Source organism: Saxibacter everestensis (assembly GCF_025787225.1).
GTDB classification, from domain to species: domain Bacteria; phylum Actinomycetota; class Actinomycetes; order Actinomycetales; family Brevibacteriaceae; genus Saxibacter; species Saxibacter everestensis.
In genome coordinates this window covers 470,274-482,908 of record NZ_CP090958.1, presented here as the reverse complement: position 1 = coordinate 482,908, position 12,635 = coordinate 470,274, and the positions used below count along the sequence as shown (strand labels likewise).

At 63.4% G+C, this 12,635-nt stretch carries 16 protein-coding genes; 11 read left to right on the top strand and 5 right to left on the bottom strand.

Going from position 1 to position 12,635, the window contains the following annotated elements:
* On the bottom strand, positions 1 to 699 hold the full coding sequence (locus LWF01_RS02300) for an SAF domain-containing protein (protein ID WP_349639424.1): 699 nt from the start codon (positions 697 to 699) through the stop codon (positions 1 to 3).
* Between the two features lie 105 nt (positions 700 to 804).
* On the opposite strand from LWF01_RS02300, the gene LWF01_RS02295 reads away from it, so the two are divergent.
* From LWF01_RS02295 to LWF01_RS02245, 11 genes are all read left to right on the top strand, one after another.
* The gene (locus LWF01_RS02295) at positions 805 to 1,554 is read left to right on the top strand and encodes a response regulator transcription factor (RefSeq protein WP_349639423.1); all 750 of its coding nucleotides are present in this window, start codon (positions 805 to 807) and stop codon (positions 1,552 to 1,554) included.
* A gap of 7 nt (positions 1,555 to 1,561) precedes the next feature.
* The gene (locus LWF01_RS02290) at positions 1,562 to 3,193 is read left to right on the top strand and encodes a sensor histidine kinase (RefSeq protein ID WP_349639422.1); all 1,632 of its coding nucleotides are present in this window, start codon (positions 1,562 to 1,564) and stop codon (positions 3,191 to 3,193) included.
* 40 nt (positions 3,194 to 3,233) lie between these two features.
* Complete coding sequence (locus LWF01_RS02285) at positions 3,234 to 4,802, top strand: S1C family serine protease (protein ID WP_349639421.1); 1,569 nt, start codon at positions 3,234 to 3,236, stop codon at positions 4,800 to 4,802.
* A gap of 136 nt (positions 4,803 to 4,938) precedes the next feature.
* The gene (locus LWF01_RS02280; protein WP_349639420.1) at positions 4,939 to 5,229 is read left to right on the top strand and encodes a WXG100 family type VII secretion target; all 291 of its coding nucleotides are present in this window, start codon (positions 4,939 to 4,941) and stop codon (positions 5,227 to 5,229) included.
* A gap of 198 nt (positions 5,230 to 5,427) precedes the next feature.
* Positions 5,428 to 6,228: a PspA/IM30 family protein gene (locus LWF01_RS02275; RefSeq protein ID WP_349639419.1), complete on the top strand. Its 801-nt coding sequence runs from the start codon at positions 5,428 to 5,430 to the stop codon at positions 6,226 to 6,228.
* A complete protein-coding gene (gene pspAA / locus LWF01_RS02270) occupies positions 6,225 to 6,509 on the top strand; it encodes a PspA-associated protein PspAA (RefSeq protein WP_349639418.1) in 285 nt (94 codons plus the stop codon). The genes LWF01_RS02275 and pspAA overlap by 4 nt, the downstream gene beginning before the upstream one ends.
* A gap of 16 nt (positions 6,510 to 6,525) precedes the next feature.
* Entirely contained in the window at positions 6,526 to 7,434 is a 909-nt protein-coding gene (htpX, locus tag LWF01_RS02265; RefSeq protein ID WP_349639417.1) for a zinc metalloprotease HtpX, read from the top strand.
* Position 7,435: 1 nt separating this feature from the next.
* A complete protein-coding gene (gene pspAB / locus LWF01_RS02260; RefSeq protein ID WP_349639416.1) occupies positions 7,436 to 8,017 on the top strand; it encodes a PspA-associated protein PspAB in 582 nt (193 codons plus the stop codon).
* Positions 8,007 to 8,849 carry a siderophore-interacting protein gene (locus LWF01_RS02255; protein WP_349639415.1) on the top strand — a complete coding sequence of 281 codons (843 nt, stop codon included), beginning with the start codon at positions 8,007 to 8,009 and terminating at the stop codon, positions 8,847 to 8,849. Before pspAB ends, LWF01_RS02255 begins: the two co-directional genes overlap by 11 nt.
* Positions 8,846 to 9,952 (top strand): GTP 3',8-cyclase MoaA, encoded by a 1,107-nt coding sequence (moaA, locus tag LWF01_RS02250; RefSeq protein WP_349639414.1) that lies wholly within the window; start codon positions 8,846 to 8,848, stop codon positions 9,950 to 9,952. Before LWF01_RS02255 ends, moaA begins: the two co-directional genes overlap by 4 nt.
* 5 nt (positions 9,953 to 9,957) lie before the next feature.
* On the top strand, positions 9,958 to 10,230 hold the full coding sequence (locus tag LWF01_RS02245; protein ID WP_349639413.1) for a MoaD/ThiS family protein: 273 nt from the start codon (positions 9,958 to 9,960) through the stop codon (positions 10,228 to 10,230).
* Between the two features lie 53 nt (positions 10,231 to 10,283).
* On the opposite strand, the gene LWF01_RS02240 is transcribed toward LWF01_RS02245, so the two are convergent.
* Genes LWF01_RS02240 through LWF01_RS02225 form a run of 4 tightly spaced genes read right to left on the bottom strand, consistent with a single transcriptional unit; the run spans position 10,284 to position 12,544 of the window.
* Positions 10,284 to 10,736 (bottom strand): molybdenum cofactor biosynthesis protein MoaE, encoded by a 453-nt coding sequence (locus LWF01_RS02240; RefSeq protein WP_349639412.1) that lies wholly within the window; start codon positions 10,734 to 10,736, stop codon positions 10,284 to 10,286.
* On the bottom strand, positions 10,729 to 10,944 hold the full coding sequence (locus tag LWF01_RS02235; RefSeq protein ID WP_349639411.1) for an RNA-binding S4 domain-containing protein: 216 nt from the start codon (positions 10,942 to 10,944) through the stop codon (positions 10,729 to 10,731). Before LWF01_RS02235 ends, LWF01_RS02240 begins: the two co-directional genes overlap by 8 nt.
* 58 nt (positions 10,945 to 11,002) lie before the next feature.
* Positions 11,003 to 11,632, bottom strand: a complete 630-nt coding sequence (locus LWF01_RS02230; RefSeq protein ID WP_349639410.1) for a DUF4031 domain-containing protein — start codon at positions 11,630 to 11,632, stop codon at positions 11,003 to 11,005.
* 57 nt (positions 11,633 to 11,689) lie between these two features.
* Positions 11,690 to 12,544, bottom strand: a complete 855-nt coding sequence (locus LWF01_RS02225; RefSeq protein ID WP_349639409.1) for a hypothetical protein — start codon at positions 12,542 to 12,544, stop codon at positions 11,690 to 11,692.
* Between the last annotated feature and the right edge of the window lie 91 nt (positions 12,545 to 12,635).

Genomic DNA, 12,635 nt, shown 5'->3' with positions numbered 1-12,635 from the left:
TCAGTTTCCCTGGAGGTCGACGGCTGGTTTGGTGTTCGCCGCAAGCTTCGCCACGGCGACCTGTCCCGCGGTCGAGGCGGGAATCAGTTGGCTGGCAGCTTCCGCACTCACCAACACCGATACCCGGGTTGAGCTGCTGCCTTCGGCTGACCTGCCGACCTCCATCACCTTCACGGCGTTGGCCAGCACCTCGCCCGCGCTTCCGGTCGAGCCACCGGTCGATTCACCCGATTGGGCTGACCTGAACAGCCGGACGACGTCGCCGACTTTGATCGGCTGCGCCGGCTGCTGCTGCGCCGTCAGCACCAGGCCGACGACAACCGCGTCGGCCGGAACCGCCGACCCGGTGACGAACATGCTCCGGTTGACCAGGGTGCCCTCGGGTATCGTCACGAGGGCCTGAGTATTGAGGAAGTTGTCCAGCGACGCCGCATCGATGACCTCGGCGCCGTCCGATGCGACCCGCGTCGTGGTGAAGTCTTCGGCGGTGATCGTCTCGCCCGGCTTTATCTCATGAGCTGCAACCAGGACGTCGGACCGGCTCCCACTGCGGTAGGCGATCAGCCCACTCGCCAGAGCGCCGACGAGGATGAGCAGGACGGCGAGGCCGGCCAGCAGCGGACGCCTGTCCCTGGGGGGTGCCGGCAGATTCGAGCCGCGGGTGCCGGGGCCAGCCTGAAGCGTTGAAGGGGATGCCATAAGGCCCACCCTAAAACAGAAGGCCGCGGCTCCGGTGCATCGAATCTAAATCATTTTCAAGTAACACCCAGCTGATTCTCAGCTATGCGGTTCAGACTATTCACCGTGACCACTAAACCTGAAACCGAAGCGCGGCTCCTCGTCGTCGACGACGAGCCCAATATCCGGGAACTTCTCGCGACAAGCCTTCGATTCGCCGGCTTCGATGTCGTTGCTGCCGGCACCGGCAATGAGGCCCTTCGGGCCGCCGAGGAGAACCAGCCCGATCTTGTCGTCCTCGATGTAATGCTTCCGGATATGGACGGCTTCACCGTCACCCGGCGGCTCCGGTCCTCAGGACGCCACATACCCGTCGTCTTCCTGACCGCCCGTGACGAGACGTCGGACAAGATCACCGGCCTGACGGTCGGCGGCGATGACTACGTCACCAAACCATTCAGCCTCGAAGAAGTTGTCGCTCGGATCCGGGCGGTCCTGCGCCGCACCCGTGGCCTGGAAGAGGACGAGTCGGCGGTACTCACAGTCGGCGACCTGGAACTCGACGACGACACGCACGAAGTGCGCCGCGCCGGTGTGATGATCGACCTCTCCCCCACCGAATTCAAGCTGTTGCGGTACCTGATGCTCAACGCGAACCGGGTACTGTCCAAGGCTCAGATCCTCGACCATGTGTGGGAGTACGACTTCGGCGGCGACACCGGAATCGTCGAGTCCTACATCTCCTACCTGCGGCGCAAGATCGACGTCGCGCCGGAACCGGACGAGCCAGGCAAGCAATTACGCGACAGTTGGACACCGATGATTCAAACCAAACGCGGCGTCGGCTACATGCTCCGCGCCAGCAATCCGGGCTGACCTGTTCGTGTTCAGCTCTACGCCCAATAAGGGAACGGCTAGTAAGGGAACGGCCGGTAAGGGGGCGGCCACGAACATTCCGCCCGTTCCTCCGGCGCCCCCGAAGCCGAGGCAGCCACCGCGCAGCAAGCGCAAGGCGTTCTGGGACGACTGGTCGCTGACCAGCAAGCTGGTCAGCATCACGATGATTCTGCTGCTGCTCTCCATGCTGGGGACAAGCGCGTGGACTTTGAACAATCTCAAGTCGAACCTGATGGAACGCAACGATGAACGACTGATCGATGCCTATCAGGCTCTCGCGCTCGATGCGGCAAGCGAGATCTTCGGCACCGACGGACAAGACGAGGCGGACCCGACGCCGATCGAACAGTCGCTGCGCAACCTGAAGCCGGCGGAGTACTACGTCCAGTTCTACAAACGCGATGGCGGCAAGGCATTTCCGGCGGTCTCCGACGGCGGTTCGGATAAGCCCCGGATCGGTCCGGTCACCGAGAACCTGGTCAGGAAAACAGAAGGAAAGCCATTCACCGTCGACGGCACCGACAGTGAATGGCGGGTTCTCGCACTTCCCGTCGACCAGACCGACTATTACGTGGCGATCGCCATCCCGCTCGATTCGGAAGTCCAGGAGATCCTCGACAAGGTGCGCGCCACCCAGATCGGCATCGGCCTGATCGCACTGGCACTTGCCGGAGCAATCGGTTGGTTGGCGATCAGCAGCGCGTTCAAACCTCTGCGGGATATCGAAAAGGCAGCATCGGCTATCGCGGCCGGCGACCTGTCAAAACGTGTTGCCACGGCTCCAGCCGACACCGAACTCGGACGCCTCAGTTCCTCGTTGAACACCATGCTCGGCCAGATCGAAACCGCTTTCCAGGTCCGGACCGCATCGGAATCCAGGATGCGCCGCTTCGTCGCCGATGCCAGCCATGAGTTGCGCACTCCGCTGGTCACGATTCGCGGCTATGCCGAGCTTTACCGGCAGGGCGCCATCACCAAGCCCGACGATATCGGCGCCGCGATGAGCCGGATCGAAAACGAAGCCAAACGGATGGGCGGACTGGTCGAAGACCTCGTGATGCTCGCGCGTCTGGACGAGGAACGACCTTCCGACCGGCACACCTTCAGCGTCAACCAGATAGCCATCGATGCGGTGGCCGACGCTCAGGCACAGTCGCCGGATCGGGATGTCGAACTCGTGGGCCTTTCCGGGCCGGACGCACCGGCGACGAGCCCCGTGCACGGCGACGAGGCCAAGATCCGTCAGGTGGTCACCAACCTGATGTCGAACGCGATTCGGCACACGCCTGAAGGTTCGCCGATCGAACTTGCCGTCGGGATACGCGGCAATGAGGTTTGTCTTGAGGTCCGGGATCACGGCGAAGGGCTTACCGAGGAACAGGTCCCCCGGGTGTTCGAACGCTTCTACCGCCTGGATGCCTCCAGAAACCGGGATACCGGCGGTTCCGGACTAGGGTTGTCTATTGCTGCTGCAATCGTTGCCGCGCATCACGGAAGCATCGACGTGGCAGCAACGGAGGGCGGCGGAGCGACTTTCCGGGTCATGCTTCCCTCCGAGCCCGAGGCAGGGCCGCTCAGCGACCTCCCAGCCGGATCTCAGACCGACCCTAGCTCATAGTTGTTGACTAAGAGCACTCAGCCAATCAAGGAGCGTTGCGATGTCAGAGCACGATTCGGGGTCGAACCCGAACGACCGGCCCGTCAGTCCCACCCCGCCGTCATCGTCGGACCAGCAGGAAACGCGGCGATTCCCAGCTCCGCCGGTGTCGCCACAGCAGGGCTCGCCACAGCAGCAAGGCTCACAGCAGGGCTCGCCGCACCAGCCGGGAAACCAGCAGCCAGGGACGGGCTGGAATTCACCTCCTGCCGCCCCCAGCCAGCCTGCGACGGGTTCGTATCCGACGGCTGGCTCGTACCAGCCGCAGGCATCGCAGTCGGCTCATCCGCAAAACAGTTATAGCCAGCAAACGACCCCGGGGTACCCGTCACAGTCCGAAGCCGGCTCGCGGGGCTATGGCGTCCCCGCTCCGGGCACGACCGGGCCGGGCACGACCGGCCCTGGCACGGCGCAGGCGGCACCGGCGACGCAACGACCGGCAAGACGCGGACCGGGCTGGCTCGGCGTCATCGCCGTCGCCATTGTCGTGGCCCTGCTTGCCAGCGGCGCAACGCTGGGCCTCTCACACCTGATCAACGCGGGTGCGAATGTGACCGCCGAGAAGGGCGAAGGCACAAACCAGAAACAAGGGCCTACGACAACGACTCCGGACTGGACCGCGGTCGCCTCGGCGGCCTCGAAGAGCGTCGTGGCGATCCAGGTCGCACAGGGAGGCCAGCTGACCAGCCAGGGTTCCGGCTTCATCTACGACAACGCCGGCCACATAGTGACCAATAATCACGTTGTCGCATCTGCAGGAGAAGCCGGCGGCGAGGCACAGGTGATCTTCAACAACGGTGACACGGTCAAGGCGAGCATCGTCGGACTCGATCCCGAATCGGACCTTGCCGTGATCAAGGCGGAGACCGTGCCCGAGGGCTTCACCGCAATGCCCGCCGGCAAGTCCTCGACGCTGAAGGTCGGCGATCCGGTGATGGCGCTCGGCAACCCGCTGGGCCTCGCCGACACAGTCACCACTGGAATCGTCTCGGCTCTCAACCGTCCCGTCACAACACTGAATGAAGGCGCCGAGGATGGCAGCAGCGATCCATCCGCGGTGATCACCAATGCCGTGCAGACCGACGCGGCGGTCAACCCGGGCAACAGCGGCGGTCCGTTGGTCAATGGCGCTGGTGAGGTGGTCGGCGTGAACTCGTCTATCGCCAGCCTGCAGGGCGGTGGCTCACAAGGCGGTCAGCCCGGCTCGATCGGCATCGGCTTCGCCATTCCGATCGACACAACTGTCACCATCGTCGACCAGTTGATAGAGACCGGTAAGGCGCAGCATCCATACCTCGGTATCGAGCTGTCCAGTTCATCGGTCGCGCTGAACGGCGTCGAACGTGGCAGCGCCAAGGTCGGCAATGTGGTTTCCGGCACGGCGGCCCAAAAGGGTGGCCTGCAAAAGGGTGACGAGATCATCGCTGTCGACGACACAGCTGTCAACAGTGCCATTTCGCTTCAGGCACTGGTCCGGTCCAAGGCCGTCGGCGACACCATCAAGGTGACAGTGGTACGCAACGGGCAGTCCCAGGATCTGGAGATCACCCTGCAGGCGAAGCCGGCCTGACCGTAGCGTCGCCGGGCTGTGCACAATCGATGCGGGCGCCGACGGTTATCCACAGATTGACCGTCGGCGCCCGTTCCGGTTATCGACGACCGTAGCGTTTTTCGAAACACATCCACCTCATCCTTGGGAGAGACAAATGGGTACTTTCGAAGTAGACGCGGATCGGGTCGCCTCGGCTGCCGGCGCGGTGAGCACCTCGTCGGCCAATATCAGCAACGAGGTCGATCAGATGATGCGCAACCTGACCGCTTTGCAGGATTCCTGGCGTGGTTCGGCTGCGCAGTCATTTCAACAGGTGATCACCGAATGGCGAGGCGTGCAGGAACGGGTGCGGGAATCGCTGACCAACATCAACGAGGCGCTCACGGTCGCGGGTCAGCAGTACGCGGAGGTCGAAATGTCCAATACCAGATTGTTCGCCGGATGAGCCCTGCCTCGAAAAGGTCACAAATTGTGGCGGCTGCCGTCGACATCGGTGTACTAACCAAGGGGCCTGGGCGATAATGTGAAGGCCTACGGGAACTACAAGCCGACGACGCTCGTCTTCAAAGCAGGACGCAGTTTCTTTCAACTGCTAGCTGCGGTGCAGGCCGGTAGTCACAAATAAGAGGAGCCACACACGCCAATGGGCATTTTCCAACGGATCAGCGCAATTTTTAAGGCGAAGGCCAATAAGGCCATCGACGCTGCCGAAAACCCCAATGAGACCCTCGACTACTCCTACCAGAAGCAGCTTGAACTCCTGCAGAAGGTGCGCCGCGGTGTCGCCGACGTTGCTACCAGCCGCAAGCGGCTCGAGCTTCAGATCGGCAAGCTGGAACAGCAGCAGGGCAAACTCGGCGATCAGGCGCAGAAGGCACTGACCGTCAACCGCGAGGATCTCGCCCGTGAGGCGCTCACCCGCAAGTCCGGACTGCAGCAGCAGATCGGCGACCTGCAGACGCAGCACCAGGGATTGCAGGCTGAAGAGCAGAAGCTGACACTTGCCTCGCAGCGCCTGCAGGCCAAGGTCGACGCTTTCCGCACCCGGAAGGAAACCCTCAAGGCCACCTACACCGCGGCCGAGGCACAGTCCAAGATCGGCGAAGCCTTCTCCGGGATCTCCGAAGAGTTCGGCGATGTCGGACTCGCGGTGCAGCGTGCCGAGGACAAGACCGCGGAGCTGCAGGCGCGTGCGGGTGCCGTCGACGAGCTACTGGCCTCCGGCGCACTCGACGACGTCACCGGTTCGCAGAAGGATGATATCTCTGCCGAACTTGATCGGATGTCGTCGACTTCCGATGTCGAGATGGAATTGAACCGGATGCGAAGCTCCCTGCCTGGCAGCCAGACATCGGGCCAGATCGAAGGTGGCAACGGCTCCGCCCAGCCTGACCAGCAGGCGCAGCCCAAGCAGCAGAACGCACCGGAAGGTGGCGCACAGTGATCATTCGCGTTCTGGGCGAAGGACAGTTCCAGGTTCCGGACGCCGACCTTCCCGAAATCCAAAAATTCGACGAGCAGTTGGACACAGCCGTACAGTCCGGGGACCAGGCAGCTATCAGCCGGGCGCTGACCCAGTTGCGCGAGCACCTGGTCACCGTGTCCCACCCGGTTGAAGATGACTATCTCGGCTCGTCGGACATCGTGGTGCCGTACCCGGACGCCTCCGTTGAGGAAGTCCGGCAGCTACTGAACGCCGATGGACTAATCCCAGGAACTTCCTAAGGACTTAAGCTACTCAATGACCAATACCCGTTTCACCCGCGACGCCGGGCTCTCGTTCCGTATGGGTTCGACGATGTTCATGCTCGGTCTGATCTACGTTGTGCTGATTCTCGCCATCTGGTGGATGCTCGGGCGGTCCGTCGGCGGAGTAATCCTCGCGGTGCTGATCAGTGGCGCGATCTTCTGGGGCCAATGGTACTTCTCGGACAAGCTGGCGATGCGCGCCATGGGCGGCCGGGTCGTCAGCCCCGAGGAAGCCCCCGAGCTGCACACCATCGTGGACCGGCTGTGCCAGATGGCCGACATGAAGAAGCCAACTGTCGCAATCTCGAACGCTGACATGCCGAACGCATTCGCAACCGGACGGTCACCGGAACGCTCCGTCATCTGTGTGACGACGGGGCTGCTGCGGAGGCTGGACCGCAACGAGGTCGAAGCCGTCCTTGCCCATGAGCTGTCGCACGTCGCCCACCGGGACGTGACCGTGATGACGGTGGCGGGGGTCGCGGGCGTTATCGCCGGCGTCATGATGCGGTCCTTCCTGTACACCGGGCTGGGCAGGAACAATAACAACAACGGAGTGCCGATCCAGCTGATCGCCACGCTGGTCGGCGCGATCGTCTACGCCCTGTCGTTCGTGCTGATCCGGGTGCTGTCCCGTTACCGGGAGCTTGCCGCCGACCGGGCCGCCGCGTACCTCACCGGCGCGCCGAGCACCCTGTCCTCGGCGCTGGTGAAGATTTCCGGCGAAATGGGCCGGATACCCAGCAAGGACCTGCGCAAGGTCGGCGCCTACAACCAGTTCTTCCTGATTCCGGCCCTCAGCGGCAAGGAAGTAATTGGTTGGTTCTCAACTCACCCGTCGCTGGAAAAGCGGCTCGAACAGCTCGGACGGATTTCAGCCGAGCTAAGCAGGCCGAGCTGACATGGGTTTCCTCGACGCATTGATGGGTCGCTCCAAGCCCAAGAAGGCCAACCTCGACCAGCTCTTCGCCCTGCCCAGCGCGGCAATCACCCTGCAGGTAGCAACCGCCTTCACCCCAACCGGAGCCGGGGCCGTCGCGTTCCGGGCAGCAGAAGGCGGCGCCTTCGCGACCATGCAAAGTGACGTCGAATCGCTGCTCGCGGCGGACGCCGATACCAAGGTGGAGGCAAGCAAAGACGCCTACGGATTCACCTGGCTCGTCGTCCACGACGAAGGCAAAGACGCCAGTGACCTGGTCACCAACCTGCACGCGGTGAACACCAGCCTGGAATCACAGGGTTTCGGCCCAATGCTGCTCTGTTCCCTGATGTACTTCAACAACCCCCAGGGCGACAATCTCGCGCTGGTCTACCTTTACAAGCGCGGAACCTTCTACCCCTTCGTTCCGGCAGCGGGCGGATCCCAACAGAGAAATTCGGCGCTCGAACTGCAAATTCGCGGTGTGATCAGCAACGATGTGCCAATAGAATCCGACCTTTCCCGCTGGTCGCCGGTCTGGGGAGCACCCGGCTTTGACAGCTAACCAGCCCACTCCGGTCAAGCGCAGTCCTCGCCAAACGCGGTTGGAGGTCGTCGATGTCGTCGACCTGACGCCCCGGATGCGCCGAATTGTCCTTGGCGGAAGTGAGCTCGCCAGCTTCGCCGCCAACGACTTCGCCGATCAATACGTCAAGTTACTGTTCCGGCAACCGGGCGTCGACTACGGCGAGCCGTTCGATATCGGTTTCGTGCGCGAGAATCTTCCCCGTGCCGACCACCCCGTGCCGCGCACCTACACGGTCCGTTACTTCGACGCCGACCGGGCCTTGCTCGCCCTCGACTTCGTCGTCCATGGCGATGAAGGCATTGCCGGCCCCTGGGCCGCCACGGCACACAAGGGCGACGAGGTAATTCTGCTCGGTCCTGGCGGAGCATACTCTCCCTCGCCTGCTGCCGACTGGCACCTGATAGTCGCCGACGAATCCGCCCTTCCGGCCGCACTGAACGCCGTTGAGGCGCTGCCAGATACCGCCCGCGGCCAGGTCTTTCTCGAAGTCGCCGACCAAACGGAGGAACAGCCGGTCGACGCACCGAGCGGGGTCGACGTCGTCTGGCTGCATCGGGGCGCCGATCCCACGGGCTCCATGATCGTCAACGCCGTGACCAGCGCACCTTGGCCAGCCGGGCGGGTCCATGCGTTCGTGCACGGCGAAGCGGGTTTCGTCAGGAAGCTGCGGACCCATCTGCGCGAAGACCGCGAACTTGCCAGCGACCAGCTGTCGATATCCGGCTACTGGCGAGCTGGGAAGACAGACGAAGTATTCCGTGAAGAGAAGCGGGCCGAAAAGATGCAACAGGCGAAAGCTACGACATGACGTCCGTCAATCTGGGCCTTCCGCAGGTCAGACTAACCGGCCAGGAGGCATCTCCACCTGAGCGGCCGGCAACGGACGCGCTCATCGACAGCTTCGGCCGGATCGGCACAGATTTGCGCGTGTCACTGACCGACAAATGCAATCTGCGCTGCACGTACTGCATGCCCGAGGCAGGCCTGGACTGGCTGCCGAACGACCAAGTGCTGACCGATGACGAGATCATCCGGTTGGTCACACTGTCGGTTGAGCGTCTGGGCATCACCGAGGTGCGCTTCACCGGCGGCGAACCTTTGCTGCGCAAAGGGCTGGAGAAGATCATCGGCGCCACCGCGAGGCTGAGGACCCAGGCCGGTGCGGCGATCGAAACCTCGCTCACGACCAATGCGATGGGCCTCCGGCATCGTGCCCAGCGCCTGGTAGATGCCGGTCTCACCCGAATCAACGTTTCCCTCGATACGCTCGACGCCGAGCGCTTCAATGCGATAACTCACCGCGATCGCCACCACGAGGTTATCGCCGGCCTCGAAGCCGCCCGGGCCGCCGGCCTGGACCCGATCAAGATCAATGCTGTGTTACTCCCTGGCGTCAATGACGGTGAGGCGGCCACGCTGCTGGAATGGGCGCTTGAGCACGACTATCAGCTGCGCTTCATAGAGCAGATGCCGATCGACGCCCAGGGCGCCTGGGACCGGGACAGCATGATCACGGCAGCTCAGATTCTTGAGTCCCTGAACAGAGACTTCGAGCTGGCGGCAACCGATCCCACCGCTCGCGGCGCCGCGCCCGCCGAGACATGGCTTGCACGGTCTCGCGTGACTGACGCCAGCGGAATCGTCGGCGTGATCGGCTCGGTGACCCGTAACTTCTGCGCCAGCTGCGATCGCACCCGGCTCACCGCCGACGGTCAGATTCGGAACTGCCTCTTCTCCACCTCCGAGACGGATCTCCGCTCGCTACTCCGGGACGGATCAAGCGACGAACAGATCATGCACGCCTGGCAGGGATCGATGTGGCGCAAGAAGGCCGGTCACGGCATCGACGTCAACGGAACCGGAGATGGCTTCGCGAATCCGTCACGCTCGATGAGCGCGATCGGGGGTTGACCAGGATGACGTCTGCTGTGACCGTGCGCTACTTCGCTGCGGCGCGCGCTGCCGTGTTACGCGATGAGGAGGCATTGGAGCTCCCGGTATCGCTGACCCTCACCGAGCTGCTCGAGGTGCTCAGCGCCCGGCACAAGACGTTGCGGCCGGTTCTGCCGGCTTGCAGCTATCTGGTCAACGGCCGTTCGGTATCCGCCTCGGCGGTTTCCAGCGGTCAGACACCGATGATCGGGTCCGGCGACACCGTGGACGTGCTACCACCGTTCGCAGGCGGATAGCCCGTCTGCCAGGCGGATAGCCCCGTCTGCCAGGCGCGGACAGTCGGCGTCTGCTACGCGCTGCCGACCCATTCAGCACTGCCGTCCTCAAACGTCTGATGCTTCCAGATCGGCAGTTCGCGCTTAACCGTCTCAACGATCTCTTCGCAGGCAGCGAAAGCCTCGTGCCGGTGTGCCGCCGACACCGCCACGCCGAAGGCAACGTCGCCAATTCTCAGCTGGCCAGTCCGGTGGGCAACTGCCACCGCGTCCACGGCGTGCGCAGCCACGATCTCGTTCACCAGTTGTTTCACGGTGCGATCCGCATCCGGATGCGCCTCGTAGTCGAGTCCGGTCACCGGCCGGCTCCTGTCGTGGTTTCGAACGATTCCGCTGAAGCCCACGACGGCACCTGCCGCATCCATGGCGACCAGGTCCTGCAGTTCCTGCGGAACGATCGGGTCTGCAGTCACCACTGCTCGGCGTACCGATCTACCAGGCGATGAGAGTCGGGATTCGTCACGCATTGCCGATCACCTCGACCTCTTCCTTGCCCAATCGGACGACGTCTCCGATGTGCAGCTGCCGGCCACGGCGGAACTCGAGCGTTCCGTTCACCTTCACCAGATCGTCGTCCAGCAATGCCTTGGCTTCAGTGCCGTCCTCCGCCAGCCCGGCGAGCTTGAGGAACTGACCGAGGCGGATCATGTCGTCGCGGATCTGGACAGAGCGCATGTCATTCCTCATTCGTGGTGTACGGGTGGTGAGTGTCTAACTCAATCATGTTGCGAGGCTATTCACGAAGCGCGGGCCAGTGCACCCGGCCGATAATCTCGGCTCCGTCGCGATGCCGAAGTCGGGTCCGACCGTCGAGCGAGGCGAAGCCGCCATCGGCAAGCCGGAAGTCCGAGCTCACCGCCTGCAGCTGAGCGAGTGCCGGTGCTGGTTCGAACGCCCCGACGACCACTACAGAATCAAGCGCCGGCCTGGACGATTCGGCTCGGGCGACCACGTCCCCCAGCGACTTTCCGACCGCGAGTGCCGCGAAGCCGAGTTCAGAAAGCGCAGCCCGCTCAGGGGGCTGCTGTCCGGCCCCTTGTGCGGCGGCAAGGACGATGCCAGCGCCCACGGCGATCCGGCGGGAGGCATAGCCGGGTTTGGCACTTCGCGGCCGCATCGATCGCAGCTTGCTGTCGCGGAGGATGCGGACCATGTCCCGGGTGCTGACCTGTGTCGCTCCGGCGGAGAGAAGCCTGGAAATGGACTCCGCAGGCACATCGTAGTGGTCGCCATCGAACGCCCTGGCCGGAATCTCCTGGCTTGCCGCGAAAGCATGCAGTTCGGCGAAACCGGTATCACAAATGAGATGCGCCCATCTTCGCCCGTGTGCGGGCCAGATGGGCGCATCAACAAAAATTGCCATTAGCGCGAATTGCCGGACGACGTGTGCGAATCGACCGCCAGGTGATCCGGCATCGGCTCAGAAGTCGAAGCCACCGAAGTCGAAGCCGCCGCCGTCGCCACCACCGTCAAAGAAGCCGCCACCGTCACCACCGGCGTCTCCCCCTGCGTCGCCGCCGCCGTCACCGCCAGCATCTCCGCCGCCGCCGTCGCCACCTTCTCCGCCACCTTCGTATCCTGCGCCGGCCGAATCCCAGCCGCCACCAAAGCCACCGAAGAGCATGGCGCCCATCAGCACACCAGGCAGCAGGCCGGAGCCCGCGTAGCTATTGAAGTACCCCTGGTTATAGGGGGCGTAGGCGGGCCCCGCTTCCCAGTAGGCCCGACGGTCTGTGCCGTTGCCGGTGGAAACCTTGCGCACCGCCGGTTCCGCGCCGACCAGAACACGCTCGGCATCGGCCGCACACACCGGTACTGGCCGGGGCTGGCCGCCTGCCGGAGCCCAGTCGACATCCTGCGTGGATGGGCCATGCTGCGGGTTGAAGAAGCATGGCGGTCGTCTGGTCGGAAGCGGCTCGCCGTTGACCCGGGCGTTGACGCAGGCGGCCGCGTAACGACCGTCCTCAAGCGCCTCAGTCACCCCGCGAATATCATCTGGCACGGCGACCCGGTCGAGCTGGGATTTTGCGGTCTCGTAGGAGTCGAGCGCGCGCTGGTAGTCCTGGCGCCCACCGGTATCGAGTGACGCACCGGCAGTGACATTGTCCAGATCGACGACTTCCTCACCGAACTTTGTGACGTCTTCCTCGGCGGCCGACTTCACGATGGCCAACTGTGATTCGAGCTCTTCAGTCTTCTTCTTCTCGTTCTGACGGTACTTGGCAAACAGCACAACGCCCAGAACGAGCAAGATGACAATGAAAACTACAGTCACCAGATCTCCCCATCCGCAGTTTCGCCCGGCCATAACCCTATTGCGAGAACCGGCCGGTAAGTACCTAATTATCAAACACGAAGCTGTGTGA

Excerpts from the sequence above, each read along its gene's own strand:
- LWF01_RS02235 (WP_349639411.1), bottom strand. The coding sequence starts at position 10,944 with ATGCGCTCTGTCCAGATCCGCGACGACATGATCCGCCTCGGTCAGTTC.
- LWF01_RS02230 (WP_349639410.1), bottom strand. The coding sequence starts at position 11,632 with ATGGCAATTTTTGTTGATGCGCCCATCTGGCCCGCACACGGGCGAAGA.
- moaA (WP_349639414.1), top strand. The coding sequence starts at position 8,846 with ATGACGTCCGTCAATCTGGGCCTTCCGCAGGTCAGACTAACCGGCCAG.
- LWF01_RS02245 (WP_349639413.1), top strand. The coding sequence starts at position 9,958 with ATGACGTCTGCTGTGACCGTGCGCTACTTCGCTGCGGCGCGCGCTGCC.
- pspAB (WP_349639416.1), top strand. The coding sequence starts at position 7,436 with ATGGGTTTCCTCGACGCATTGATGGGTCGCTCCAAGCCCAAGAAGGCC.
- LWF01_RS02275 (WP_349639419.1), top strand. The coding sequence starts at position 5,428 with ATGGGCATTTTCCAACGGATCAGCGCAATTTTTAAGGCGAAGGCCAAT.
- LWF01_RS02300 (WP_349639424.1), bottom strand. The coding sequence starts at position 699 with ATGGCATCCCCTTCAACGCTTCAGGCTGGCCCCGGCACCCGCGGCTCG.
- htpX (WP_349639417.1), top strand. The coding sequence starts at position 6,526 with ATGACCAATACCCGTTTCACCCGCGACGCCGGGCTCTCGTTCCGTATG.
- LWF01_RS02280 (WP_349639420.1), top strand. The coding sequence starts at position 4,939 with ATGGGTACTTTCGAAGTAGACGCGGATCGGGTCGCCTCGGCTGCCGGC.
- LWF01_RS02240 (WP_349639412.1), bottom strand. The coding sequence starts at position 10,736 with ATGCGTGACGAATCCCGACTCTCATCGCCTGGTAGATCGGTACGCCGA.
- LWF01_RS02285 (WP_349639421.1), top strand. The coding sequence starts at position 3,234 with ATGTCAGAGCACGATTCGGGGTCGAACCCGAACGACCGGCCCGTCAGT.